We start from the raw sequence: 25,072 nt of genomic DNA on the forward strand, positions 1-25,072 counted from the left end.
ACCGGATGCGCCCCTAGAGCGCGCCCAATGTCTTCGGCAAGGTATGGGGCGTTGGCAACGTCCCGCAAAGCCATCATGAGGAGTGTGAAACCGAAATGCCTATTACTAACTATAAACCGACAACCAATGCCAGACGGAATATGTCCGTAACGGATTACACGGGCCTTTCCAAGGTTGCACCGGAAAAGAGCCTTTTGGCTTCCAAGAAGAACCATTCCGGCCGCAACAGCTATGGCAGAATCACCGTCCGTCACCGCGGCGGCGGCAATCGCAAAAAGTACCGCATCATCGATTTCAAGCGCCAGAAGGCGGATATGCCGGCAACCGTGCTCACGCTGGAGTACGATCCGAACCGTTCCGCGTTTATCGCGCTTGTTCAGTATGAAGACGGCGAGAAGCGCTATATCATCGCACCGCACGGCCTGAAGGTCGGCGACGTGGTCGTCTCCGGCGCGTCTGCGGACATCAAGCCGGGCAACGCGCTGCCGCTCGCCAATATCCCGACCGGTACCTTTGTCCACAACGTTGAGCTGTATCCCGGCAAGGGCGCACAGCTGGCACGTGCAGCTGGCAACATGGCGCAGCTGATGGCAAAGGAAAACGGCATGGCTCTTCTGAGACTGCCGTCCGGCGAGCTCCGCAATGTCCCCGCAACCTGCATGGCCACCGTTGGCCAGGTCAGCAATATCGACCACGAGAACGTGAAGATCGGTAAAGCGGGCCGTAAGCGTCACATGGGTTGGAGACCGACCGTCCGCGGTTCCGTCATGAACCCGAACGACCACCCGCACGGCGGCGGCGAAGGCAAATCGCCGATTGGACATCCGGGCCCGATGACCCCGTGGGGCAAGCCGGCGCTCGGCTATAAGACGCGCGCCCACCACAACCGTTCCGATAAGTTCATTGTGAAACGTAGAAACGGCAAATAAGGCGTACGGAAAGGAGCTTGTAACGTATGAGCAGAAGCATTAAAAAGGGTCCTTTTGTACAGCCTGTGCTGCTGAAAAGGATTCAGGAAATGAATGCGGCCGGCGAAAAGAAGATCGTGAAGACCTGGAGCAGAGCGTCCGTGATCTTCCCGGATTTCGTAGGCCACACCATCGCGGTCCATGACGGCCGCAAGCATGTTCCGGTGTATGTCACGGAGGACATGGTTGGCCACAAACTCGGCGAGTTTGCCCCGACCAGAACCTTTAAGGGCCATGCCGGTTCCAAAACAACTGGTAAATAAGGCCGAAAGGAGTATAGACAATGGAAGCAGAAGCAAGGGCTTATCTGAAATACGCCCGTATTTCTCCCCGTAAAGTGTCCATCGTACTGGACCTGATTCGCAACAAGCCGGTGGACGTTGCAATGGCTATCCTCAAGAATACCCCCAAGGCCGCTTGTGAATATCTTCAAAAGCTGTTGAAGTCGGCCATGGCGAATGCTGAGAATAACCATAACATGGATGTATCCAGACTGTACGTAGCAGAGTGCTTCGTATGTCCGGGCCCGATCCTCAAGCGCATCCGTCCCAGAGCGCAGGGCCGCGCGTATAGAATCGAGAAGAGAACTTCGCACGTCACCCTCGTGCTCAAGGAAAAAGAATAAGCAGATGAGGAGGTAAACTATGGGCCAGAAAGTAAATCCACATGGTTTCCGTGTGGGCGTAATTAAAGATTGGGATTCCCGCTGGTTCGCGAAGGACAATGTTTTCGGCGATACGCTCGTTGAAGATTACAACCTGCGCAAGACCTTGAAGAAGCAGCTGGCAGCCGCTGGCGTTCCCAAGATTGAAATCGAGCGCGATGCCTCCAAGGTGCGCGTTCATATCCACTGTGCAAAACCCGGCATGGTCATCGGCAAGGGTGGCGCAGAGATCGAAAAGCTCCGCCTCCAGTGCGAAAAGATGCTCGGCAAGCCGGTTGCCATCAATATTGTTGAAGTGAAGTCCCCGGACCTCAACGCTCAGCTGATCGCAGAGAACATCGCACAGCAGCTGGAAAAGAGAATTTCTTTCCGCCGCGCGATGAAGCAGTGCATCGGCCGCGCGATGAAGCTCGGCGCAAAGGGTATCAAGACCCAGGTCTCCGGACGTCTGGGCGGTGCAGAAATCGCTAGAACGGAGCAGTATCACGACGGAACGATTCCGCTGCAGACCATTCGCGCGGACATCGACTACGGCTTTGCAGAAGCCGCCACCACCTATGGCCGTATCGGCGTTAAGGTGTGGCTCTACAAGGGCGAGGTTCTCAACGATAACCGCAAGCCCCGCAGGGAAGGAGGCAATAAATAATGCTGTTGCCTAAGCGTGTAAAATACCGCAGAGTGCATCGTGGCCGTCTGACCGGCAAGGCATATCGCGGCAATACGGTGACCTACGGCGATTTTGGCCTCCAGGCCATGGAGCCGGCGTGGATCACCTCCAACCAGATTGAAGCAGCTCGTGTTGCTATGACACGTTACTGCAAGAGATTCGGTAAAGTTTGGATCAAAATTTTCCCGGATAAGCCGATCACTGAGAAACCGGCTGAAACCCGAATGGGTTCCGGTAAAGGTTCCCCGGAATACTGGGTGGCCGTTGTTAAGCCAGGCAGAGTGATGTTTGAAATCGGCGGCGTCTCCGAGGAGACCGCCAGAGAAGCATTGCGTCTTGCATCCAACAAGCTGCCGATTAAGTGCAAGTTTGTCAAAAAGGAAGGAACGGGTGGTGAGCAGTAATGAAGGCCTCAGAAGTCAGAGATTTAACAACTGCAGAACTGGAAAGTAAGCTGAAAGACCTCAAGGCCGAGCTTTTCAACCTGCGCTTCCAGCTTGCTATTAATCAGCTCGATAACCCGATGCGCATCTCCGCTGTGAAGAAGGACATCGCGCGCGTGAAGACGGTTCTGCGCGAGAACGAGATCAAGGACAGCGCGAAGGCGTAACGGAAGGGAGGATTAACTGTGAGCGATCGTAATTTGAGAAAAACAGAGGTTGGCAGAGTTGTCAGCAACAAGATGGATAAGACCGTCGTCGTTGCCATTGAGGACAGCGTGAAGCATCCGCTGTATAAGAAAGTTATCAAACGTACCGTTAAGCTGAAGGCACATGATGAGAACAACGAATGCTCCATCGGTGACCGCGTGCGTGTGATGGAGACCCGTCCGCTCAGCAAAGAGAAGAGATGGCGTCTCGTCGAGATTATTGAGAAGGCCAAATAAGTTCGTTTGGCTTAAGCGAAGGAGGAACGCACTGTGATACAACAGCAGACCTACCTGAAAGTGGCCGACAACACCGGCGCGAAGGAGCTTATGTGCATCCGCGTTCTCGGCGGTACCGGCAGAAGGTATGCAAATATTGGCGACGTGGTCGTTGCTTCCGTTAAGAAGGCAGCGCCCGGCGGCCAGGTGAAAAAGGGCGAAGTTGTGAAGGCGGTTGTTGTCCGCACCGCTTCCGGCGTACGCCGCGACGACGGCACCTACATCCGTTTTGACGAGAATGCAGCCGTCATCATCAAAGAAGATAAGAATCCGAGGGGGACGCGTATCTTTGGGCCTGTGGCAAGAGAGCTGCGCGATAAGGATTACATGAAGATCCTGAGCCTTGCCCCCGAAGTGCTGTAATGGGAGGTGCTCACTGATGAATAACAAAGTTCATGTAAAAACGGGTGACACCGTCATCATTATCAGCGGAAGAGACCGCGGCAAGAAGGGCAAGGTTCTCGCCGTGAGCCCGAAGGAAGGCAAAGTGATCATCGAGGGCCGCAACATGGTCAGCAAGCATGTGAAGGCCCGCAAGATGGGCGACCAGGCTGGCATTGTCCAGGCTGAAAGCGCTATCTATGCCTGCAAGGTCCAGATTGTCTGCCCGCGCTGCGGCAAACCGACGCGTGTCGCACATAAGGTTTATGAAGACGGCACCAAGGAACGCATTTGTGCAAAATGCCGTGAGTCGCTGTAAGGGAGGATAAAACATGGCCAGACTTAAGGAAACCTACAAAAAAGATGTCGCTCCGGCGCTGATGAAGAAGTTTTCCTATAAAAGCGTGATGCAGATCCCGAAGCTCGATAAGATCGTCATCAATGTTGGCGCCGGCGAAGCGAAGGATAACGCGAAGGTGATCGACGCCATCATGGCAGACCTCGCAGCCATCACCGGCCAGAAGCCGATGATCTGCAAGGCGAAGAAGTCGGTTGCAAACTTCAAGCTCCGTGAGGGCATGAACATTGGCGTAAAGGTAACGCTCAGAGGAGACCGCATGTATGAGTTTGTGGACCGTCTCTTCAATGTTGCGCTCCCGCGCGTCAGAGACTTCAGAGGCATCAACCCGAACTCTTTTGATGGCCGCGGCAATTACAATTTGGGCATCAAAGAACAGTTGATCTTCCCGGAGATCGACTATGATAAGATCGATAAGGTCCGCGGAATGGACATCTGTTTCGTGACTACCGCAAACACCGACGAGGAATCCAGAGAGCTTTTGTCCCTCATGGGCGCCCCGTTTGCGAAATAAGGAGGGATTATTGTGGCCAAGACTTCTATGAAAATCAAACAGCGTAGACCGGCGAAGTATTCTTCCCGTGCGTATAACAGATGCAAAATCTGTGGCAGGCCGCATGCCTATCTTCGCAAGTTCGGAATTTGCCGCATCTGCTTCCGCGAGCTCGCCTACAAGGGTGAGATTCCGGGCGTGAAAAAGGCCAGCTGGTAAAGCTTAGCAAAGGAGGTAACGGTATGCAAATTACAGATACAATTGCTGATTTGCTCACCCGTATTCGCAATGCGGTTTCCGCAAAGCATGATTCCGTTGACATCCCCGCTTCCAACATGAAGAAGGCCATCGTGCAGATTCTGGTGGACGAGGGCTATGTAAAGAATTATACGGTCGTTGAGGACGGCAAGCAGGGCATCATCAAGGTCAATTTGAAATATGGCGAGGGCAAGACCCCGGTCATCAAGGGTCTGCGCCGGGTATCCAAGCCGGGCCTTCGCATTTATTCCAGCGCTGAGGAGCTGCCGAAGGTCATGAAAGGCCTGGGCGTCGCAATCATCTCCACGTCCAAGGGCGTCATGACGGACCGTCAGGCCCGCAAGGAGAATGTTGGCGGAGAGGTCCTCGCATTTATTTGGTAATTAAGGGGGTGCAGAAATGTCTCGAATTGGAAGAAAACCCATAAATATTCCCGCTGGCGTCAACGTCAAAGTCGACGGCAACGTTATCACGGTCAAGGGCCCGAAGGCAACCCTCACCCAGCAGTTCCACCCGAACATGACGGTGGCTGTGGAGGGCAATGAGATCCTTGTGACCCGTCCGAACGATGAAAAACAGAACCGCTCTCTGCACGGCCTGACCCGTACGCTCATCCACAACATGGTGATCGGCGTAACGGAGGGCTTTAAGAAGGAGCTGGACGTCAACGGCGTCGGCTACCGTGTGCAGAAGCAGGGCAAGAACCTCGTTATGAACCTGGGCTATTCCCATCAGGTGATTGTTCCGGAGGTTGACGGCATCACGATTGAGTGCCCGTCCGCGAACAAGATCGTGATCCTGGGCCCGGACAAACAGAAGGTCGGCCAGTTTGCGGCGGAAGTCCGCGAGAAGCGTCCGCCGGAGCCGTACAAGGGCAAGGGTATCCGCTATACTGGCGAATTTGTCCGTCATAAGGAAGGCAAGGCCGGTAAGGGCGCCAAGAAGTAAGGAGTGAATGACAAATGGTGAATAAGGCTGATACAAACAAAGCCAGATTGAACCGCCACAAGAGAGTGCGCGGCAAGATTTCCGGCACCGCAGAGTGCCCGCGCCTGAATGTATTTCGCTCTACCAAAAACATCTACGCCCAGATCATCGACGATGTAAAAGGAGTTACCCTCGTGGCAGCTTCTTCCCTGGACAAGGAGTTCAATGGTAACGGCGGAAACAAGGAAGCCGCACGCAAAGTTGGCGAGATGATCGCTAAACGCGCCGCTGAAAAGGGCATTTCCCAGGTCGTATTTGACCGCGGCGGTTATATTTTCCACGGCCGCGTCAAAGAGCTGGCCGAAGGCGCCCGCGAGGGCGGCCTCAAGTTCTAAGAAGGAGGGATACTTTTGGCTAGATTTGACGCACCCAGACAGCAGTCTCAGGATGAGATGCAGGAGCATGTAGTCGCAATCAACCGTGTAAGTAAGACCGTCAAGGGCGGCCGTATCTTCAAGTTTGCTGCGCTCGTCGTGGTGGGCGACGGAAAAGGCACCGTTGGTTTCGGCATTGGTAAAGCAGGCGAAGTTCCCGAGGCGATCCGCAAGGGCATTGAGGACGCCAAGAAGAACCTGATCAAGGTCGCTATGCGCGGCGGTACGATCCCGCATGAGATCATCGGCGAGTACGGCGCAGGCCGCGTTTTGATGAAGCCTGCTGCACCCGGTACCGGCGTCATCGCCGGCGGCCCGGTCCGTGCGGTGGTCGAGGCTGTGGGTATCAAGGATATCCGTACCAAGGCGCTGCGTTCCAACAATCCGTGCAATGTTGTCCGCGCGACGCTGGCCGGTATGGCCCAGCTGCGCACGGCGGAGGAAGTTGCCGCAATCCGCGGCAAGTCCGTGCAGGATATTCTTTAAGGAGGGGGAAGCAAGATGGCACAGATCAAAGTAAAGCTGGTAAGAAGCCTTATCGGCAGCAAAAAAGACCAGATTGCAACCGCCCAGGCGCTTGGTCTTCGCAAAATTGGTGACGAGTCCGTTCAGCCGGACAACGACCAGACCAAAGGTAAGGTGGCCAAGATCGTCCACCTCGTCGAGGTAGTCGAAGCGTAAGCTAAGCAAGCAAGGAGGTGCGAGTAAAATGAATTTGCATGATCTAACTGCGACGCCGGGTTCCACCAAGGAATCCAAGCGGATCGGCAGAGGCCACGGCTCCGGACAGGGCAAGACCGCAGGCAAAGGTCACAAGGGTCAAAAGGCCAGAGCAGGCCACGGCATGCGTCCGGGCTTTGAAGGCGGCCAGATGCCTCTGCAGAGACGTGTTCCGAAGAGAGGATTCAACAATATTTTTGCCAAAACCATCGTGGCGATCAATGTAAGCGCGCTGGAGAAGTTTGAGACAGGCGCGGTTGTTGACGCGCAGGCGCTCAAGGATGCGGGGATCGTCAAGAAAACCTGCGACGGCGTTAAGATTCTCGGCAACGGCGCACTCACAAAGAAGTTAACCGTCAAGGTCACTGCCTATTCCGAAGCTGCAAAGCAGAAGATTGAGGCCGCCGGTGGGAAGGCAGAGGTGATCTGAGTTGTTTAAGACAATTAAGAATGCCTGGAGTATCCCGGATCTGCGCAAAAAGATCCTCTTTACTCTGTTGATTATCGTGGTGTTCCGTTTCGGCGCCACGATCCCGGTCCCGTTCCTGGATGTCGATGCCTTGCAGGGCTTGATGGGCACGGTCAACGAGACGGGGAATGCACTCAGCTACCTGGATATGTTGTCCGGCGGCGCCTTCGCAAATGCGACCATGTTTGCAATGGGCATTAGCCCGTACATCAACAGTTCCATCATTATGCAGTTGTTGACAGTTGCCATTCCTCCCCTGGAGCGTATGGCGAAGGAAGGCGAGGAAGGGCGCAAGAGAATTGCGACCATTACACGTTACGTCACAGTTGCTTTGGGCTTGATCCAAGGTACCGCGTATTACTTCTATCTGCGCAACAGCACCTATCAGGGCGCTCCGATTGCCCTGTATACCTCGGGCTGGGAGCAGGTATTCGCAGCGATTGTCATTATCCTGGCGTTTACCGCTGGTACGGCAATCATGATGTGGATGGGCGAGCAGATCAACCAGAAGGGCATTGGAAACGGTATTTCCATCCTCCTGTTTGCTGGTATCGTGGCAAGAATGCCGCACACCATCCGTTTGCTTACCCAGTATATCTCGGCTGCAATTGCAGACCCGTCCAACTATGGACAGTATTATGCATTTGTCCCGCTCTTTGTGATCCTGTTCCTGGCTGTGATCTGGGTAATCGCTTTCATGAACGATTCCGAGCGCCGCATCCCGGTTCAGTATGCAAAGCGTGTGGTTGGCCGGAAGATGTACGGCGGCCAGAGCACGCATATCCCGATCAAGGTTGCGATGTCCGGCGTTATGCCGATCATCTTCGCAAGCTCGATCCTCTCCATTCCGAGCACAATCCAGCTCTTCATGGGCACCAATGTGTCGGGCTTCTGGCAGTCCTTCTTTGAGGCATTTTCTTCCACGGGCTGGCTCTACTCGGTATTGTATTTCATTCTGATTATCCTGTTTGCTTACTTCTATGTAACCATCCAGTATAATCCGATTGAGATGGCCAATAATCTTCGTCAGAATAATGGCACCATCCCGGGCATCCGCCCCGGCAAGCCGACTTCTGATTTTATTTCGAAGATTCTTTCCAAGATTACGTTGATTGGCGCGTTGTTCCTCGCGGTGATTGCGTTGCTGCCGATTCTCTTCGGTGCTGTTACTGGTATGCACAACCTCTCCTTGGGTGGTACTTCTATCATCATCTTGGTTGGCGTTGCGCTGGATACCATGAAACAGATGGAATCCCAGATGATGATGCGCCATTACAAAGGTTTCCTTGACTGATAAGGAGGAAATGGTATGAATCTGATTCTTCTTGGCGCACCGGGCGCCGGTAAAGGAACCCAGGCAGAGGTCATCTGCCAGCATTTATCCATCCCCGCGATTTCCACGGGGAATATGATCCGCGAAGCGCTGAAGAGCGGCACGGAGATGGGCTTGAAGGCAAAGTCCTTCATGGACGCAGGCAAGCTTGTACCCGATGAGGTCGTGATCGGCATCGTCAAGGAGCGTTTGGCGCAGGACGATTGCAAGAACGGTTTCGTGCTGGACGGTTTCCCGCGCACCATCCCCCAGGCCGAGGCTCTGGACAAGATGGGCATTGTCATCGACAAGGTGATCGACATCGAAGTGGCCGATGACAAGATTGTGGAGCGTATGTCCGGACGCCGTGTCTGCGAAACTTGCGGCGCCACCTACCACCTGCTTTACAATAAGCCGGAAGTAGAGGGCAAATGCGGCAAGTGCGGAGGCGCCCTCGTTCAGCGCAAGGATGACCATCCGGATACAGTGAAAGAACGCCTGCATGTCTACCACGAGCAGACCGAGCCTCTCAAGGATTACTATGAGAAGCAGGGCAAGCTCCGCATTGTAGAAGGTCAGGAAGAAGTGGCCGACACCACCAAACTGACGTTGGCAGCATTAGAGGCGTAACCATGATTGTGCTTAAAACCAGCCGCGAGCTCGCAATTATGCGGGAAGCGTGCCGGATCTCTGCGAAAGCACTGAGGCTGGCTGGCGAAGCGGTCGAACCCGGGGTTTCCACCTGGGAGATCGACCGCGTTGTCCGCCGCGCGATCGAGGAAGAGGGCGGAAAGCCCAACTTCCTTGGTTACGGCGGTTTTCCGGGCAGCGCATGTGTCTCTGTAAACGATGTGGTGATCCACGGCATACCCCATAAGGAGATTATCCTCAAGGAGGGCGACATTGTCAGCATTGACACTGGCGCCTTTTACGAGGGATTTAATGGCGACAATGCATATACCTTCCCGTGTGGGGATGTAAGCGAGGAAGCCAAGCGCCTTATGGATGTCACACGCGAAAGCCTCTTTGAGGGCATCAAGGCCGCCCAGGCCGGGGCCCGCATTGGGGATATTGGCAGCGCGGTCCAGCGGTATGTCGAGGCGCGCGGCTACTCGGTGGTACGGGATTTTGTCGGCCACGGAGTAGGTGCGAAGCTGCATGAAGACCCAAGTGTTCCCAATTACGGCACGCCGGGCAGAGGCGTGCGCCTGTTACCAGGCATGACCATCGCAATTGAACCAATGATCAACGCCGGTGTGAAGGAAGTCAAAACGCTGAAGGACGGTTGGACGACCGTCACGGCGGATGGAAAGCTTTCTGCGCACTTTGAGCATACCATCGCGATCACCCCGGACGGACCGGTGATTATGACTCTGCCGGAATAAAAGGGGGAGACCATGGATTTTGTCAGAGGACTCGTCGTCCGCGCCCTTGCCGGGCGGGACAAAGGCGGCTTCTTCGCGGTGCTGGAGGCCGACGGCGACATGGCCGTGATTTGCAACGGCAGGCGGCGCAGCCTTTCACATCCAAAGAGAAAGAAGCAAAAACATCTTCTAGCGACCAAGACGGTCTTGGAAGAGGGTTCATTGCAAACCAACCGTGAAATTCGCCACGCTCTTCGTCCGTTTGAAGAGAAGAGCTGTTTTCCACAAGAGGAGGCTACTGTATGTCAAAACAGGACGTAATTGAAACCGAGGGCATTGTGACGGAAGCACTCCCAAACGCAATGTTTATGGTAGAGCTTCAAAACCACCACCAGGTGCTGGCCCACATTTCCGGAAAGCTCCGGATGAACTTCATCCGCATCCTTCCGGGCGATAAGGTCACGATCGAACTTTCTCCGTACGATCTGACCCGCGGCCGCATCACGTGGCGTTCGAAATAAAGGGATTTCGCAGGGCCAAGACAGCTTGCGGAATTTCAACACGAGACTTCACTAAGGGAGGGCGCACAAATGAAAGTCAGACCTTCTGTCAAAAAGATTTGCGAGAAGTGCAAAATCATTAAGCGCAAGGGAAAAGTCATGGTCATCTGTGACAACCCGAAGCATAAACAGCGCCAGGGTTGAAAGCTGCGCTTTCAGACACGGCCCGCCTGATGGCGGGGACCGCGAGGCTGGGAAAGAATCCCAAGCCCGTGTTCCGCTTAGGGGAAACGATCCCCATCAATTTGAAAGACTAATTGGAGGTGCAACAGTATGGCGCGTATAGCAGGTATTGATCTGCCCAGAGACAAGCGCATCGAAATTGCTCTTACCTATATTTATGGCATTGGCCGCAAGACCGCCACGGATATTTGCAAGGCAACGGGTGTGAACCCCGACATCCGCGTAAGAGATCTGACGGAAGACGACGCATCGAAGCTGAGAGAATATATCGACCACAACTGCCGCGTGGAAGGCGACCTTCGCCGCGACGTTGCGTTCGACATCAAGAGACTGATTGAAATTGGTTGCTATCGCGGTCTCCGTCACCGCAAGGGTCTGCCCGTAAGAGGCCAGCGTTCGAAGACCAACGCACGTACGCGGAAGGGTCCGAGAAAGACCATGGCCAACAAGAAGAAATAAGCAGGGAGGGATTTAAAAGATGGCAGCACAGAAGGGCGCTAAGAGAGGTACTACTGTTCGCAGACGCCGTGAACGCAAAAATATTGACCGTGGAGCTGCTCATATCCAGTCCACCTTTAATAACACGATTGTGACCATCACCGACACCCAGGGCAACGCGATTTCCTGGGCGAGCTCCGGTGAGCTGGGCTTCAGAGGTTCCAGAAAGTCCACCCCCTTTGCCGCACAGACCGCAGCGGAAACCGCAGCAAAAGCAGCGATGGAGCACGGCATGAAGACGGTTGAGGTTTATGTGAAGGGACCGGGCGCAGGCCGTGAGGCTGCAATCCGTGCGCTGCAGGGCGCGGGCCTCGAAGTCAGCATGATCAAAGATGTCACCCCGATTCCGCACAATGGATGCCGTCCTCCGAAGAGAAGACGTGTATAGTTTTGTAAAAGGAGGAAACGAGCTATGGCGAAAAATATGCAGCCGATCCTGAAAAGATGCAAGGCACTGGGAATCAGCCCCACCGTTATGGGCATCAACAAGGAGACCAGACGCAACCCGAAGCCGGGTAGAAGAAAGCAGAGCGAGTATGCCGTCCAGCTGAATGAGAAGCAGAAGGCAAAGTTCATCTATGGCGTGCTCGAGAAGCAGTTTAGACATTACTATGAGCTGGCGAGCAAAACCCAGGGTGTTACGGGTGAAAATTTGCTCCAGCTTTTGGAAAGAAGACTTGACAACGTTGTTTACCGCCTCGGTTTTGCCAACACGAGAAGAGAGGCAAGACAGATGGTCAACCATGGCCATATTACGGTAAATGGCAAGCGCGTGGATATTCCGTCCTATCAGGTTAGCCCGGGCGAGGTGATCTCCATCCGCGAGAAGAGCCGTGGTTCTGAGCATGTGAAGCAGATTCTGGAGAAGAATGCGGCTACCATGATTCCGAAGTGGCTGGAGCTGAACAGAGAGACTCTGCAGGGCAAGGTTGTTGCACTGTCTGAGAGAAGCGACATTGATTTCGACATCAATGAGACTTTGATCGTTGAGTTGTACTCCAAGTAATGCAGTTGCCTAACCGCATAAAAACCAGGATGGCAGGCAGAATCATCCGCTTTATGTCAAGGAGGGTCGCTAATGATCGAGATTGAGAAGCCAAAAATTGAAACAGAAATCCTGAGCAATGACGGAACCTACGGTAAATTTGTAGTGGAACCGCTGGAACGCGGCTTTGGTACCACGCTGGGCAACAGCCTGCGCCGGGTACTGCTTTCCTCCCTGCCGGGCGTTGCGGTCACGTCGATTAAGATCGACGGCGTGCTGCACGAGTTTTCTACCGTCCCGGGCGTCAAGGAGGATGTCACCGAGATTGTTCTGAACATCAAAGGTTTGACCGCGAAACTCCATTGCGACGGCCCCAAAACAGTGGAAATCTGTGCGGAGGGCCCGTGTGAGGTGACGGCCGACTCTATCAAGTGCGACAGCGAGGTTGAGATCCTGAACCCGGAGATGCACATTGCAACGCTGGGCGAAGGCGCGAAGCTGTATATGGAACTGACCCTGGACAAAGGCCGCGGGTATGTCCCCGCAGAACGGAATAAGCAGAACATGCCTGCGGGTGTGATCGGCGAGCTTCCGGTTGATTCTATCTACACTCCTGTTTATAAAGTGAATTATAATGTGGAACCCACCCGTGTGGGCCAGCGCATTGATTACGATAAGCTCACCTTGGAGGTTTGGACCAATGGGGTGATCGGGGCGCAAGAGGCGGTTTCTTTGGCCGCGAAAGTCCTGACTGAGCATTTGAATCTCTTCGTCAACCTGTCTGATAAGGGCAGCAGCACGGAGATTATGGTCGAAAAGGACGACAAGGGCAAGGAGAAAGTGCTGGAAATGACGATTGAAGAGCTGGATCTCTCCGTCCGTTCCTTCAATTGCCTCAAGCGCGCTGGAATCAATACGGTGGAAGACCTCATCAACAAGTCCGAAGAGGACATGATGAAGGTCCGGAACTTGGGACGCAAGTCCCTGGAGGAGGTCGTTTGGAAGCTGGCCTCCCTCGGCTTTAATCTGCGCAAGGACGACGAATAAGACCTTGCAAACCAAAGGTAAAGGAGTGATATTCGATGCCCGGAACCAGAAAGCTCGGAAGAGCGACCAGCCACAGAACGGCAATGCTGCGTGCGATGGTCACATTCCTTCTTGAGAACGGCAAGATCGAAACCACAGTCACACGTGCTAAGGAGGTCCGCTCCCTGGCCGAAAAGATGATTACGATCGCAAAGACGAACGATCTGCACAGCAAGCGCCTTGTGATGGGATTTGTCACAAAGGAAGCTGTTACAAATAAGCTTTTCACGGAGATTGCGCCGAAGTATGCTGACCGCAACGGCGGCTATACGCGCATCACGAAGCTCGGGCCGCGCCGCGGCGACGCAGCGGAGATGGCGATCATCGAGCTGATCTAATCGATCCATAATCATAAGAGAATGGGGCTCTGCACTTGGTGCAGGGTCCTTTTTCTATGCGAAGAAACTCCCTTTTGGTTTCGAAATCGGGGAAGAAATTTCTGGCATTCTTTATCCAAATATTGTCATCTGAAATTACACAAGTGTAACCGCCTGTATGCTTGCCAATCATGTGCGGGTAGAGTATAATAGTACTTACCAAAACCGCCAAATTTGGGTAAAAGTACCGTCATGTTTCGGAGTTAATTTGAATGAACATAAAAAGGAGAGGAACGTATGAGAAAAGCCAAAAAGCTATTGTCGCTGGCTTTAGCGGCAATGATGTTTGTTTCTGCGTTCAGCAGTACAGCGTTTGCATCCGATATGGACGATGCATATGAGGTTGACCGCGTGGATGGGAAATATGCGGTCGTGCGTGTGGAGGATGATGGAGAATACTACGATTCCAAATCTTCCATCACCATCCCCAGTAAGATCAACAGCCGCACGATTACCCGCATCGGCGACGGAGATTCCTCCATCTTTGCGAGTGGTGGTTCTGAGAAAAATATCTACCTTCCGAATACGGTTGACATCATTTCAGATGGCGCTTTTGAGGATTCCACTGTGAAGCGCGTATCGATGGAAGAAGGGCCGGTAGAGATCGGTGAACGTGCTTTTGCAAGTTGCGAAAATTTAACATCGGTCACATTTGCAGATAGCATCACAAAGATGGGGATTGAGGCGTTCAGCGGTTGTACATCCCTGAGAAGCGCGGTATTGCCCGCAAGCTTAACAAAAATCCCGGACAATGCATTCCAGGATTGCATGGACTTACGCTCGGTTACCATCGGAAGCCATGTCACCAGCATCGGCGATAGCGCTTTTTCCGGTTGCGATAGCTTGGAAGAAATAACCATCCCGCCGAACGTAACCCGGATTGGCTATGATGCCTTTGACGATTTTATTTTGATTAAGGGTTATAATGGAACGGCTGCACAGAAATATGCGGAGGAAAACGACATTGATTTTGAGAATTTGGGTTCCTCTTATAGTGCGGCAGTACGTTTGAGCACCTCTTCCTTGACTGTTCCGGTCAATGGGAGCAATACCTTTACGGTTACCAACCCAACCAATGGAAGCTTTAGCGTTACTTCGAATTCCAGCGCGGTCAGCGTGACACAGAGCGGCTCTACAGTAACCGTGCGCGGTGTGTCTTCGGGAACGGCTACCCTGACCGTTTCTGCGACCGGCTATGCATCGGCCAGCCTGACGGTTACGGTATCCACGAGTGCGGTTGTTGGTTCGGGTTCTTCCCTTTCGTTGGATACAAGTTCTTATTCCTTTAATGTAGGCAATGTCTATTATCCGCTGGCAAGAACCAATTCCGCGACGGCGCCGACCTGCACCAGCAGCAATCCAAACGTCGTGACGGTCAAGTATCAGGCAGACCGCTCCAATCGTGCAGATCTGCGCGGCAGCTACACACATGCGTATCTGTATCAGATTCAGGGAAAGTCTGCTGGTACAGCCACCATCACCATTACGAGCGGCAGTTACAGCGCGTCTTTCCCGGTGACGGTAGGGACCTCCCCGAATGGTTCTGCTTTCTGCAATCCGAGCGTCAATTTCGGTGTATATAAGGGAAGAAGCTACGATGTCCAGATGACAGTGACGGGTTCCAATAATATGCCGAGTTTTACGGTAGGAAATGGCAATGTGTTCAAAACACAATACGTAGGGAAGAGCGGCAATGTCTATACGTTCCGTGTATGGGCTATTGGCAATCCTGGTGAAAAGACGGGGCTGTATACACAGATGCCGGGCGATTCCAAGGTTGTCTTACATTGCGAGGGGCAAATTGCATACGGTTGATCGGAAATAGGAAAAGTTTAAAGGAAGGGCTTCCGCAGTTGCGGAAGCCCTTTTATAATCGTACTATTTTAATAGATTTATACAATGAGTAAAATATTAGATGGATACGGAGTTGAGCCTTGACGGGCAACGCTGAGTCATAAGATATACGAATTGTATAATTTATATATTTTAATACAAATCTAAAATAAAGATATTCATAAAAAGAATTTTATGAAGCTAAAACGTGCATAATTGTGTATTCTTTTGACATTTCCAGTGCGTTGAGTTGTAACTCGAAACTATTTGGGCTATAATGAGTGTAACAAAATAGAATGGGCTTCCAGAAACTAGGCTCAACCTATCTTCCATTGGATAATAAAAAATGGATGGAAATGCTTCAAAACATATGGGCCGTTTTCAAAGGAATCGTTCCTTCATAGGAGACAGATTCCAGCTTGTGGAATGCCCACAAAGATGGGGTGAATTCGCATGATTTTGAAAAATGCAAAGATTATGGACGACACATTTACATTGGTGGATGCTTGCCTGTCAACCGAAGGGGAGCGGATTGCCGACATTGCCCCGGATCTCCATGGGGAGGAAGAAATCGACCTCGCGGGCTGTGTGGTAGTCCCTGGGTTTGTCGATATTCATATCCACGCCTGCGTGGGAGCGGATACCTGTGATGCCTCTACTGCGGGCTTGGCGAAAATGGCAGCGCACTTGGTGACAAAAGGGGTAACCAGTTTTTGCCCGACGACTATGACCGTTTCCCATGAAGAGATTGAGGACGCCTTGGCGACCGTCAAAGCCTGCATGGACGACCGCCCGTTTGGCGCGGCAATTATGGGTGTCAATATGGAAGGTCCGTATATCTCGATCAATAAGAAGGGTGCGCAGAAGGGCGAGTACGTCAAAAATCCCAACTGGGAAGAATTTAAAGGGTTCTATGACGGCTGCGGCGGCATCATCAAGCTGGTGGATATTGCGCCGGAATGCGAAGGGGCCGATGAATTTATTAAAAAGGCTAGTAAGCTTTGCACCGTCTCGATTGCCCATACGGACGCGGATTATGACCAGGCAAAACATGCTTTCAATATCGGTATTACCCACGCGACACACTTGTACAATGCGATGAGCGGGATGACGCACCGCTCTCCTGGCGTGGTTGGCGCAGTGTTTGACGACGAGCGCGTGCGTGCGGAGATCATCTGCGACGGCTTCCATATCAATCCGGCGGTGCTGCGGGTCACTTTCCGTCAGCTCGGCGAGGACCGGAGCGTGATTGTCAGCGACTCCATGCGCGCCGCCGGCGAACCGGACGGCATTTCCGAACTCGGCGGACAGACGGTCTACGTGAAGGACGGGCAGGCCCGCTTGAAAGATGGAACAATCGCTGGTTCCACAACCAACATGCACCAGGAGGTTTGCAATCTGGTGCGGTTTGGCGTGCCGTTCAAGCAGGTGATTAAGAGCGCAACGATCAATCCGGCGCGCGAAATCCATGAAGACGCCGACATCGGCAGCATCAAGGTGGGGAAATTTGCCGACCTCGTGGTGCTGGACAATGATTTGAACATCAAAATGGTGATTGCCCGTGGGAAGATTGCAGTGGACAACCGGTAAATGGGAATTTTTCCGTATGTGAGGAAGATTGGCCCAGGGACGGTTATCGAGAATCCTTCTTGCGCTTTACGTATGGAAATGGATGCATAATTTTAAAGGGTGGGACGGAATCCGTCCCACCCTTTTGCCGCTAATAGTATTACGAAAGAGAACCGAACGATCGTTAAAGAATAGAATCTTCCTTTTCCGCTTCCTCCGGTAGATATTCCGCAATTTCATAGAGCTTGCAATCCAATATCCGGCACAATTTATCCAGCGTATCCGTCGTGACAGTTTGATTGGCCCGCAGCCGGCGGATGGTCCGGCTGTCGATGTCGAAACGGTCCCGCAATGCATAGGTGGACACATGTTTTGCCTTCATGGTCTCCCAAAGCTTGTCAAAAACAATCATCTGCTTCCCTCATATCCAATCGCAGTTTCATATACATGGAATTTAGTAAAACAGCCTGCTGTAAGTTTTTACAGCAGGCTGTCGTTATCCAATCACGTTTTTAAAATTTAGATGACACGGACTCTGATGATATCCTCGGATTCTTCCATCTTCTTGGCCGAATCACTGCTGAAATCTCCCGTTACATCCAAAATGGTGTAAGCATAATCCTTGCGGGATTTGCTCTGCATGTTCTCAATGTTGATGCCTGCATCCGCGAGCTTACCGGCCAACAGGCTGATCGTATTGGGGACATTGCGGTGGATGATGCAAACGCGGGTGAACGCCGGATCGCGCGGCATGGAGACGTTCGGCAAGTTTACCGAGTGCAGGATATTGCCGTTTTCTAGATAATCCTTGAGCTCGTCTGCGGCCATCCGTGCGCAGTTGTCCTCGCTCTCCGGGGTGGAAGCACCCAGATGCGGAACGGCAATTACGCCCTCCGCGCCGAGCATTTCGTCGGTCGGGAAGTCGGTCACATAGGAGGCGACTTTCCCATCTGCCAGCGCCTTGAGAATATCTGCGGAATTGACCAGATCACCGCGCGCGAAATTCAGGATGCGCACGTGATCCTGCATCTTTGCAATGCTCTCTGCATTGATCATTTCCTTTGTATCCGGGGTAAGCGGCACATGCAGGGTGATATAATCGCAGTTCGCATAGATTTCATCCAGTGTCTGAGCGTGCTTGGTCGAGCGGGAGAGGCCCCACGCCGCGTCAACGCTCAGATACGGGTCGTATCCATAGACTTCCATGCCCAGGCTCTTGGCGGCATTGGCCACCAGAATGCCGATGGCGCCCAAGCCGATGACGCCAAGGCGTTTGCCGCTGATTTCCGGGCCAACAAACTGGCTCTTGCCCTTTTCGACCAGCTTTCCGACTTCTGCACCCTTGCCCTTCAAGCCCTTTGCCCATTCGATGCCGGGGACGATCTTGCGGGAGGCGAGCAGCAGGCCTGCGATGACAAGCTCCTTCACCGCATTGGCGTTGGCGCCCGGCGTGTTGAAGACACAAATACCCGCTTCGCTGCATTTATCCAACGGGATATTGTTGACGCCTGCACCTGCACGGGCGATGGCCAACAGGCTGCTGGGCAGCTCCATTTCATGCATGGAAGCAGAACGGACCAAGATTGCCTCCGGGTTTTCTACGTCTTCGCCGCAGGTGTAGTTCGCCCCAAAGCGCGCCAGACCAACGGGGGAGATCTTATTCAAGCATTTTACATTGTACATGTCAATCACCTGTATCTTTCAAAAGTAAAATATCTTCTTAAAAGCCATACTATGTTGGGAGGGAACCTTATGCGTTCTCCTCTTCGAACTTCTTCATGAATTCGACAAGCTTTTCTACGCCCTCGATTGGCATTGCGTTGTAGATCGAAGCGCGCATTCCGCCCACCGAACGATGGCCCTTCAGGTTCACAAAGCCCGCAGCTTCCGCTTCCTTAACAAACTTTGCGTTCAGTTCGTCGCTGCCTGTGACAAACGGGACGTTCATCAGGGAGCGGTCCTTCGGGACAACCGTGCCACGGAACATCTTCGAGTTGTCGAGATAGCCGTACAGGATGCCGGCTTTCTTTTCGTTCAGCTTCTTCATTTCCTCCAGGCCGCCGATGGTGTTTTTGATCCAATCGAGCACCAACATGCTGATGTAGATCGAATAGCACGGCGGTGTATTGAACATGGAGCCGTTGTCCACATGCGTTTGATAGTTGAACATGGTGGGCGTGATGTCCATCGCATGGCCAATCAGATCTTCACGGATGATGACGACCGTCAGGCCGGCCGGTCCCATATTCTTCTGTGCGCCCGCATACAACACGCCGAACTTGCTCACGTCGATGGGTTCGCTCAGGATGCAGGAGGAAATGTCCGCCACCAGCGGCACATCGCCGGTTTCCGGCAGCTTGGTGAATCTGGTGCCGTAGATGGTGTTGTTCATGCAGATGTGGAAATAATCCGCATCCTTTGTGAAAGTGGCGGGGTCGAGCTCCGGAATGTAGCAGAAGGTCTGATCCTTGGAAGAGGCCACAACATTGGCTTCGCCATAACGTGCGGCTTCTTTATAGGCCTTGGTAGCCCACTGGCCGGTGAGGACAAAGTCCGCTTTGCCGCTCTTGGTCATCAGGTTCATCGGGACCATTGCAAACTGGGAGGAAGCTCCACCCTGCAAAAACAAAACTTTATAGTTGTCCGGAATATTCATGACTTCGCGGAGCAGACTTTCGGCAGAACCGATAATACCCTCGTAGACCTTAGAACGATGGGACATTTCCATAACGGATTGGCCGCTGCCCTGGTAGTCCAGCATTTCGTCCGCAGCACGGCGGAGAACAGCTTCGGGCAGCATCGAGGGGCCCGCGGAAAAGTTATAAACGCGTTTCATAGTGGTGCAACCTCCTAGTAAATTACTGCTTCAAATGAGCAGACTATAATACTATTAATTATACCGATTTAGTGCGATGAAATCAATGGAGCGAAATTCATAAATTTATTGACGAAACAAAGAAAATTTCGTCTGATTTTGGGAAGTGATAAAACGGGAAATGTGGTAACCTTTTGACAAAAAATCAAAAAAGCGAGAAAAATTGATCGAATCATACAAAAATTAAATAACATGATAAAAACAATCATATATATCGTTGCATTTTCCATCGTTTTCATGTACAATAAATATAATTTTTAAATTCATGAGGCGTCTATCCAAAGGCGATACGGTCAATAAAAAGAACGGGAGGTGATAGGAACCAATGGCACAGCAGACAATCGACGCCGTCCGCGAGGCGGAACGGAAAGCGGATCAGGCCGAACGCGACGCTGCCCAGCAGGCAGAGGAAATCCTCTGGAAAGCCCATGCGGACGCCGAACGGACAACGGCGCAAATTACGTCCGAGGCGGACAAGTTGGCACAGGATTCCTTGGAAGCGGCCCGCGCGCAAGGAGGACGCTATGCGGCAAAGGCCGCCCAGGAAGCGGAACAGGAGATTGCAGCACTGCGTGCGCTTGCACAGAAAAGGGAAAAAGAAGCAATTGCCTGCGTGATTGCGGAGCTTGTCGGTTAACGGGGGAGCCCCAAACCGGCATAGAAAGGAGGAATGGAATTTATGGCGGTATTGCAGATGCAGCGCATCAGCATATACGCTCTCAGAAAAGACCGAAAACCCATCTTGGAATGGATTCAACGGCGCGGTGCGGTGGAAATCAACGACGCATTGGAAGAGGACAATGTATTCCAACGGATGGATGTGTCCACCCAAAAGGCACAGATTGAAAAAAATATCGCGGCATCCAAACAGGCGTTGGAGATTCTCAACCGGTACGCGCCGGAGAAAAAGTCCTTGTTTGCCGTCTTGGAGGGGCGGACCGAAATCCCTGTAGAACAGGCCAACGCCTTTGGCGGCAAAAGCGACGATGTGCTCCGTGTGGCACACCGGCTGAATGAACGTTCGAAGGACATCGCAGATTGTCGGGGGTTGATTCAAAAGCTCCAGACGCAGATGGAGGCGCTGAAGCCCTGGATGAATCTGGATATTTCCATGCGTACAAAGGGGACAAAGAGCACCACGGCGTTTGTCGGATCGTTCCCAGCGGGCTATACGGCCGGAGATTTGGAGGAGCAGATTGCGCTTCTTGCTCCAAAGGTCCCTGTTTATGCGGAGGTCATCAGCACTTCCCAGGAACAAACCTGCACATTTCTATTGTGCGGCCGCGCCGATGCTCAGGTGCTGGAAGAAGCCCTTCGCACTTTGGGGTTTGCACGGCCCTCCTCCCCAACCAAAACACCGCCGGCAGAGCGCATGCGGGTTTTGCAGGAGCGGATGGAGGAGCAGGAGCAGATCATCCAAGAGGCGGAACAGGAGATCACAGGCTACGCGTCACAGCGGGACGACCTCAAATTCCTGGTGGACTACCTGACGATGCGCAGTGAGAAGTACGATGTGATCGGGCGGCTGATGCAATCGCGGCGCACCTTTGTCTTGACCGGCTACATTCCCCAGCAGGACGCCGGAAAACTCACACAGGAGCTGGAAGGGCGGTTTGGCGCGGTGGTAGAGTTGGAAGCGCCTGCCCAAGAGGACGATGTGCCGGTGCTTCTCAAGAACAACAAATTTTCCGAGCCGGTGGAGGGCGTTTTGGAGTCGTTCAGCCTTCCGGGGAAAACGGAGGTGGACCCCACCTCCATTATGGCGATCTTCTACTATATTCTATTCGGCATGATGCTTTCCGACGCCGCATATGGGCTGATTATGGTGATCGGCTGCGGCTTGGCACTGCTCAAGTTTAAAAACATGGAACCCAGCATGAACAAATCACTGCGGATGTTCTTTTTCTGCGGCATTTCGACTACGTTCTGGGGATTCCTGTTCGGCAGTTTCTTTGGGGACGCCGTAGCGGTGATTTCCCGCACCTTTTTCGAGCACGAGGTCGTGCTTGGGCCGCTTTGGTTTGAGCCGATCAAAGAACCCATGCGGATGTTGATCTTTGCCCTTTTGGTGGGCGTCATCCACCTGTTCGCAGGGTTGGCCATGAAGTTTTACCAGCTTTGGCGGCTGAAATGCTATAAGGATATCCTGTATGACGTTATCTTCTGGTATATGCTGGTGGGGGGCGCAATTGTGTTTATGCTTTCCAGCCAGACTTTTGTGGATATTGCGCAGCTCAGCTTTATCCTTCCCGCACAGGCGGGCACTGCCGCGGCGGTTGTCGCGGGGATCGGCGCCATCGGCATTGTCCTGACGTCGGGGCGCGAGTCGCGCAATCCGGCCAAGCGCCTACTCAAGGGGCTCTACGGCCTTTACAACGTCACGGGGTATTTGAGCGACATCCTGTCGTATTCCCGCCTGTTGGCCCTGGGGCTCGCAACGGGCGTGATCGCGACGGTGATCAACCAGATGGGCAGCATGGGAGGCGGCGGAATCGGCGGCGCGATCATGTTTATTCTGGTGTTCATTGTCGGACATACCATCAATTTGGGAATCAATTTGCTAGGGGCTTATGTGCATACGAACCGCCTCCAATTTGTGGAATTTTTCGGAAAGTTTTATGAGGGCGGCGGCCGCAAATTTGCGCCGTTTGGCATTCACACAAAATATTACAAAATTAGGGAGGAAAAATAATCATGGATAACATCGGTGTTGTACTTGCTTTGCTGGGAGCTGTTCTAGCGGCGCTGTTGGCGGGCGCTGGTTCCGCGGTGGGCGTTGGCCGCGCAGGTGAGGCGGCCGCGGGCGTTGTGACGGAGGACCCATCCAAATTCGGTAAAGTCCTGATTTTGCAGCTGCTCCCCGGCACACAGGGCATCTATGGCCTGTTGATCGCATTCATCACCCTTTCGCAGATCGGCATTCTCGGCGGGGATTCCAATATTTCGCTGGCAAAAGGCATCTTGTATTTTCTGGCCTGCATGCCGATGGCCATCATCGGCTATTGGTCCGCATTAAAGCAGAGCCGTGCATCCATCGCCTGCATTGGCTTGATTGCAAAGCGTCCCGACCAGCTCGGAAAGGCCATCATTTTTCCGGCGATGGTGGAGACCTATGCGATTCTGGCGCTGTTGGTTTCCATTCTGGCTGTCACGGGCATTGCTGGATTGCCGGTATGATCCGCTCCAATCCCCACATTGATACGGAAAAGGAGCGCTGCGCATGACTGGATTGGAACAAATCATCAGACAGATTGAAGACGATGCGGCGGCCTCTGTGGTCTCCATTCGCCAAAAGGCGGAGGAGGAAGCGGCGCAAATCGCACAGGAGGCCCGCTCGCGCGGGGAAGCGCGCGCGCAGGAGATTGCCAATCAGGCGAAAGAACAAGCAAAAAGTATCCAAAGCCGTGCGGAATCGGCCGCGGCCCTACAGAAGCGGCAGAGCGTTCTCGCTGCGAAACAGGCGATCATCCGCGAGCTGCTGGAAAAGAGCCGCCAGGACATGGAAACCCTTCCAGAGGCGGAGTATTTCACAAACCTTCTAAAATTGGTCCGCCGGTACGCGTTGCCACAGGAGGGGGAGATCCTCTTTTCCCAGAGGGATCTGGACCGCCTGCCCAGCGGGTTTGAACAGGAACTGGCGCAGGCCCTGCCGGCCGGCGGGAGCCTGAAGGTTTCCCGTGAACCGAGGAAGATCGACGGGGGCTTCGTGTTGGTCTACGGCGGCGTGGAGCAGAATTGTTCCTTTGCCGCGCTGTTTGACGCGGCAAAGGACCGCTTGCAGGACAAACTGCACGCGCTGCTCTTTGCAGGAGGGCAGGCATGATGGCGGAAAAGTATTACGCATATGCGGTAGCCCGTATCCGCACAAAGGAGCTCGGCCTGTTGAAGGGCGCGTTCCTGGAGCAGTTGCTGGCGGCCAAAAGCTATGAAGAATGCATCCAGCTTTTGTCCGAAAAGGGCTGGGGAGACGGGACCACTATGGACGCTGAGCAGATTCTCAGGGGCGAGGAGGAAAAGACCTGGGCGCTGCTGGAGGATCTGGTGGACGACCTTTCGGCCTTTGACGTCTTTCTCTATGCAAACGATTATCACAATTTGAAGGCCGCCATTAAACTGGTATATCTGGATATAGAGCGGCCCGAAGCATTTTTCTCCCACGGGACCGTGGAACCGGAGACGATGCTGCAAGCCATCCGGGAACAGGATGTTTCCTTGCTTCCCGAGGCGATGCGCGCCCCGGCGAAGGAGGCGTTTGACCTGCTCCTACACACGCGGGACGGCCAGCTCTGCGATGTTGTGATCGACCGCGCGGCGCTGGATGCGATCTATGCGGCGGGAAAAGCGGCGGACCACCCGGTGATCCGGGACTATGCCGAAATGACCGTGGCAGCGGCGGATATCAAGATTGCGGTCCGCGCGCAGAAGACGGGGAAGCCCCTGGACTTCCTACAGCGTGCATTGGCTCCATGCGATTCGCTCGATGTGGAGCAGCTAGCGAAAGCGGCTGTTGAGGGCCAGGACGCCATCTACAGCTATCTGCAAAAGACCGCTTATGCGGACGCAGTGCCCGTATTGCAGGAATCGCCCTCTGCGTTTGAGCGTTGGTGCGACAACCGCATCATCCGCGAGATCCGTCCGCAGCAGTACAACCCGTTCACGGTCGGCCCGTTGGCTGCGTTTCTCCTGGCGAGGGAGAACGAGGTGAAGACGGTTCGGATCATCCTCTCCGGCAAATGGAACCATCTGCGGGAAGAAGCGGTCCGCGAGCGGATGCGGGAAATGTACCGCAATGTTTAGGGAGGGACGCCATGTATAAGATTGCAGTGATGGGGGACCGCGACAGCATCTATGGCTTTGCCGCCCTGGGGTTGGACACATATCCTGTAACCGACCCGGTTGAGGCCGCCCGGCGGCTGCGCAGCCTTGCGGAGCAGGAATATGCCGTCATCTATATCACCGAGGCGTTGGCGGATACCCTGGAAGCGGAGATCGACCGTTACCGTGAGCAGATGCTGCCGGCGGTGATTTTAATCCCAGGCGCGTCCGGCAACACCGGAAAGGGCGTCGCCGCGGTCAAGAAGAGCGTAGAACAAGCGGTCGGCTCCGACATTATCTTCAATAACTAATTTTTGGAATCGGATAGGTTTCCGGCATTCTGGGAAAGCG

The 25,072-nt window shown here is 53.5% G+C and carries 39 protein-coding genes; 36 read left to right on the forward strand and 3 right to left on the reverse strand.

Annotated features, from left to right (window positions below):
- Positions 1-95 precede the first annotated feature (95 nt).
- The 30 genes from rplB to nagA all read left to right on the forward strand — a co-directional run bounded on the left by rplB (position 96) and on the right by nagA (position 17,052).
- Positions 96-929, forward strand: a complete 834-nt coding sequence (gene rplB / locus B5F54_RS03335) for a 50S ribosomal protein L2 (protein ID WP_087230509.1) — start codon at positions 96-98, stop codon at positions 927-929.
- Between the two features lie 26 nt (positions 930-955).
- Positions 956-1,231: a 30S ribosomal protein S19 gene (gene rpsS / locus B5F54_RS03340; RefSeq protein WP_054324019.1), complete on the forward strand. Its 276-nt coding sequence runs from the start codon at positions 956-958 to the stop codon at positions 1,229-1,231.
- Between the two features lie 20 nt (positions 1,232-1,251).
- Positions 1,252-1,593: a 50S ribosomal protein L22 gene (gene rplV, locus B5F54_RS03345; RefSeq protein WP_087230512.1), complete on the forward strand. Its 342-nt coding sequence runs from the start codon at positions 1,252-1,254 to the stop codon at positions 1,591-1,593.
- A 19-nt stretch (positions 1,594-1,612) separates the two neighbouring features.
- Complete coding sequence (gene rpsC / locus B5F54_RS03350; RefSeq protein WP_087230515.1) at positions 1,613-2,278, forward strand: 30S ribosomal protein S3; 666 nt, start codon at positions 1,613-1,615, stop codon at positions 2,276-2,278.
- Positions 2,278-2,703: a 50S ribosomal protein L16 gene (gene rplP / locus B5F54_RS03355; protein WP_054324022.1), complete on the forward strand. Its 426-nt coding sequence runs from the start codon at positions 2,278-2,280 to the stop codon at positions 2,701-2,703. Before rpsC ends, rplP begins: the two co-directional genes overlap by 1 nt.
- On the forward strand, positions 2,703-2,909 hold the full coding sequence (rpmC, locus tag B5F54_RS03360) for a 50S ribosomal protein L29 (RefSeq protein WP_054324023.1): 207 nt from the start codon (positions 2,703-2,705) through the stop codon (positions 2,907-2,909). The genes rplP and rpmC overlap by 1 nt, the downstream gene beginning before the upstream one ends.
- 18 nt (positions 2,910-2,927) lie before the next feature.
- The gene (gene rpsQ, locus B5F54_RS03365; RefSeq protein WP_054324024.1) at positions 2,928-3,185 is read left to right on the forward strand and encodes a 30S ribosomal protein S17; all 258 of its coding nucleotides are present in this window, start codon (positions 2,928-2,930) and stop codon (positions 3,183-3,185) included.
- A gap of 33 nt (positions 3,186-3,218) precedes the next feature.
- Complete coding sequence (rplN, locus tag B5F54_RS03370; RefSeq protein ID WP_087230518.1) at positions 3,219-3,587, forward strand: 50S ribosomal protein L14; 369 nt, start codon at positions 3,219-3,221, stop codon at positions 3,585-3,587.
- Positions 3,588-3,603: 16 nt separating this feature from the next.
- Positions 3,604-3,924, forward strand: a complete 321-nt coding sequence (rplX, locus tag B5F54_RS03375; protein WP_087230522.1) for a 50S ribosomal protein L24 — start codon at positions 3,604-3,606, stop codon at positions 3,922-3,924.
- A 13-nt stretch (positions 3,925-3,937) separates the two neighbouring features.
- Positions 3,938-4,477, forward strand: coding sequence for a 50S ribosomal protein L5 (gene rplE / locus B5F54_RS03380; protein ID WP_087230525.1), 540 nt, complete (start codon positions 3,938-3,940; stop codon positions 4,475-4,477).
- Positions 4,478-4,489: 12 nt separating this feature from the next.
- A complete protein-coding gene (locus B5F54_RS03385; protein ID WP_054324028.1) occupies positions 4,490-4,675 on the forward strand; it encodes a type Z 30S ribosomal protein S14 in 186 nt (61 codons plus the stop codon).
- A gap of 23 nt (positions 4,676-4,698) precedes the next feature.
- Positions 4,699-5,097 (forward strand): 30S ribosomal protein S8, encoded by a 399-nt coding sequence (gene rpsH, locus B5F54_RS03390; protein ID WP_087230528.1) that lies wholly within the window; start codon positions 4,699-4,701, stop codon positions 5,095-5,097.
- A 16-nt stretch (positions 5,098-5,113) separates the two neighbouring features.
- The gene (gene rplF, locus B5F54_RS03395) at positions 5,114-5,662 is read left to right on the forward strand and encodes a 50S ribosomal protein L6 (protein ID WP_087230531.1); all 549 of its coding nucleotides are present in this window, start codon (positions 5,114-5,116) and stop codon (positions 5,660-5,662) included.
- 14 nt (positions 5,663-5,676) lie between these two features.
- Positions 5,677-6,036, forward strand: coding sequence for a 50S ribosomal protein L18 (gene rplR, locus B5F54_RS03400; RefSeq protein ID WP_087230534.1), 360 nt, complete (start codon positions 5,677-5,679; stop codon positions 6,034-6,036).
- A 57-nt stretch (positions 6,037-6,093) separates the two neighbouring features.
- Positions 6,094-6,561, forward strand: a complete 468-nt coding sequence (rpsE, locus tag B5F54_RS03405; protein WP_087231000.1) for a 30S ribosomal protein S5 — start codon at positions 6,094-6,096, stop codon at positions 6,559-6,561.
- 15 nt (positions 6,562-6,576) lie between these two features.
- Positions 6,577-6,756 (forward strand): 50S ribosomal protein L30, encoded by a 180-nt coding sequence (rpmD, locus tag B5F54_RS03410; protein WP_087230537.1) that lies wholly within the window; start codon positions 6,577-6,579, stop codon positions 6,754-6,756.
- A gap of 28 nt (positions 6,757-6,784) precedes the next feature.
- Positions 6,785-7,225, forward strand: coding sequence for a 50S ribosomal protein L15 (gene rplO, locus B5F54_RS03415; RefSeq protein ID WP_087230540.1), 441 nt, complete (start codon positions 6,785-6,787; stop codon positions 7,223-7,225).
- 1 nt (position 7,226) lies between these two features.
- Positions 7,227-8,558, forward strand: coding sequence for a preprotein translocase subunit SecY (gene secY / locus B5F54_RS03420; protein ID WP_087230543.1), 1,332 nt, complete (start codon positions 7,227-7,229; stop codon positions 8,556-8,558).
- Positions 8,559-8,573: 15 nt separating this feature from the next.
- A complete protein-coding gene (locus tag B5F54_RS03425) occupies positions 8,574-9,206 on the forward strand; it encodes an adenylate kinase (RefSeq protein ID WP_087230546.1) in 633 nt (210 codons plus the stop codon).
- Positions 9,207-9,208: 2 nt separating this feature from the next.
- Positions 9,209-9,961, forward strand: a complete 753-nt coding sequence (gene map, locus B5F54_RS03430; RefSeq protein WP_087230551.1) for a type I methionyl aminopeptidase — start codon at positions 9,209-9,211, stop codon at positions 9,959-9,961.
- A 12-nt stretch (positions 9,962-9,973) separates the two neighbouring features.
- Positions 9,974-10,261, forward strand: coding sequence for a KOW domain-containing RNA-binding protein (locus B5F54_RS03435; protein WP_237966303.1), 288 nt, complete (start codon positions 9,974-9,976; stop codon positions 10,259-10,261).
- A complete protein-coding gene (infA, locus tag B5F54_RS03440) occupies positions 10,243-10,461 on the forward strand; it encodes a translation initiation factor IF-1 (RefSeq protein WP_054324038.1) in 219 nt (72 codons plus the stop codon). The genes B5F54_RS03435 and infA overlap by 19 nt, the downstream gene beginning before the upstream one ends.
- Before the next feature lie 69 nt (positions 10,462-10,530).
- Entirely contained in the window at positions 10,531-10,644 is a 114-nt protein-coding gene (rpmJ, locus tag B5F54_RS03445) for a 50S ribosomal protein L36 (RefSeq protein WP_054324039.1), read from the forward strand.
- 129 nt (positions 10,645-10,773) lie between these two features.
- Positions 10,774-11,142, forward strand: coding sequence for a 30S ribosomal protein S13 (gene rpsM / locus B5F54_RS03450; protein WP_054324040.1), 369 nt, complete (start codon positions 10,774-10,776; stop codon positions 11,140-11,142).
- Between the two features lie 19 nt (positions 11,143-11,161).
- Positions 11,162-11,569 carry a 30S ribosomal protein S11 gene (rpsK, locus tag B5F54_RS03455; RefSeq protein ID WP_054324041.1) on the forward strand — a complete coding sequence of 136 codons (408 nt, stop codon included), beginning with the start codon at positions 11,162-11,164 and terminating at the stop codon, positions 11,567-11,569.
- A 24-nt stretch (positions 11,570-11,593) separates the two neighbouring features.
- Positions 11,594-12,187, forward strand: coding sequence for a 30S ribosomal protein S4 (gene rpsD / locus B5F54_RS03460; protein ID WP_087230554.1), 594 nt, complete (start codon positions 11,594-11,596; stop codon positions 12,185-12,187).
- Between the two features lie 72 nt (positions 12,188-12,259).
- Entirely contained in the window at positions 12,260-13,213 is a 954-nt protein-coding gene (locus tag B5F54_RS03465; RefSeq protein WP_087230557.1) for a DNA-directed RNA polymerase subunit alpha, read from the forward strand.
- Positions 13,214-13,248: 35 nt separating this feature from the next.
- A complete protein-coding gene (rplQ, locus tag B5F54_RS03470; RefSeq protein WP_054324043.1) occupies positions 13,249-13,590 on the forward strand; it encodes a 50S ribosomal protein L17 in 342 nt (113 codons plus the stop codon).
- A 276-nt stretch (positions 13,591-13,866) separates the two neighbouring features.
- On the forward strand, positions 13,867-15,444 hold the full coding sequence (locus B5F54_RS03475) for a leucine-rich repeat protein (protein ID WP_087230560.1): 1,578 nt from the start codon (positions 13,867-13,869) through the stop codon (positions 15,442-15,444).
- A gap of 471 nt (positions 15,445-15,915) precedes the next feature.
- Complete coding sequence (nagA, locus tag B5F54_RS03480; RefSeq protein WP_087230563.1) at positions 15,916-17,052, forward strand: N-acetylglucosamine-6-phosphate deacetylase; 1,137 nt, start codon at positions 15,916-15,918, stop codon at positions 17,050-17,052.
- 163 nt (positions 17,053-17,215) lie between these two features.
- Here the strand turns inward: nagA and B5F54_RS03485 are convergent, their stop codons facing one another.
- The 3 genes from B5F54_RS03485 to serC all read right to left on the reverse strand — a co-directional run bounded on the left by B5F54_RS03485 (position 17,216) and on the right by serC (position 19,867).
- A complete protein-coding gene (locus B5F54_RS03485; RefSeq protein WP_087230566.1) occupies positions 17,216-17,443 on the reverse strand; it encodes a helix-turn-helix domain-containing protein in 228 nt (75 codons plus the stop codon).
- Positions 17,444-17,550: 107 nt separating this feature from the next.
- A complete protein-coding gene (locus B5F54_RS03490; RefSeq protein WP_087230569.1) occupies positions 17,551-18,714 on the reverse strand; it encodes a 3-phosphoglycerate dehydrogenase family protein in 1,164 nt (387 codons plus the stop codon).
- A 67-nt stretch (positions 18,715-18,781) separates the two neighbouring features.
- A complete protein-coding gene (serC, locus tag B5F54_RS03495; RefSeq protein WP_087230572.1) occupies positions 18,782-19,867 on the reverse strand; it encodes a 3-phosphoserine/phosphohydroxythreonine transaminase in 1,086 nt (361 codons plus the stop codon).
- 364 nt (positions 19,868-20,231) lie between these two features.
- Here serC and B5F54_RS03500 point away from each other — a divergent pair, with 364 nt between their 5' ends.
- The 6 genes from B5F54_RS03500 to B5F54_RS03525 are packed head-to-tail and all read left to right on the forward strand — an operon-like array spanning position 20,232 to position 25,032.
- Entirely contained in the window at positions 20,232-20,543 is a 312-nt protein-coding gene (locus tag B5F54_RS03500) for a hypothetical protein (protein WP_087230575.1), read from the forward strand.
- A 42-nt stretch (positions 20,544-20,585) separates the two neighbouring features.
- Positions 20,586-22,598, forward strand: coding sequence for a V-type ATP synthase subunit I (locus B5F54_RS03505; protein WP_087230580.1), 2,013 nt, complete (start codon positions 20,586-20,588; stop codon positions 22,596-22,598).
- A 2-nt stretch (positions 22,599-22,600) separates the two neighbouring features.
- Entirely contained in the window at positions 22,601-23,083 is a 483-nt protein-coding gene (locus B5F54_RS03510) for a V-type ATP synthase subunit K (RefSeq protein ID WP_087230583.1), read from the forward strand.
- Positions 23,084-23,126: 43 nt separating this feature from the next.
- Positions 23,127-23,729, forward strand: a complete 603-nt coding sequence (locus B5F54_RS03515; RefSeq protein WP_087230586.1) for a V-type ATP synthase subunit E — start codon at positions 23,127-23,129, stop codon at positions 23,727-23,729.
- A complete protein-coding gene (locus tag B5F54_RS03520; protein ID WP_442856101.1) occupies positions 23,726-24,703 on the forward strand; it encodes a V0D/AC39 family V-type ATPase subunit in 978 nt (325 codons plus the stop codon). The genes B5F54_RS03515 and B5F54_RS03520 overlap by 4 nt, the downstream gene beginning before the upstream one ends.
- 11 nt (positions 24,704-24,714) lie before the next feature.
- Positions 24,715-25,032 carry a V-type ATP synthase subunit F gene (locus B5F54_RS03525; protein WP_087230589.1) on the forward strand — a complete coding sequence of 106 codons (318 nt, stop codon included), beginning with the start codon at positions 24,715-24,717 and terminating at the stop codon, positions 25,030-25,032.
- The last annotated feature ends 40 nt before the right edge of the window (positions 25,033-25,072 follow it).

It is taken from the genome of Anaeromassilibacillus sp. An250, assembly GCF_002159845.1.
Lineage (GTDB): Bacteria > Bacillota > Clostridia > Oscillospirales > Acutalibacteraceae > Anaeromassilibacillus > Anaeromassilibacillus stercoravium.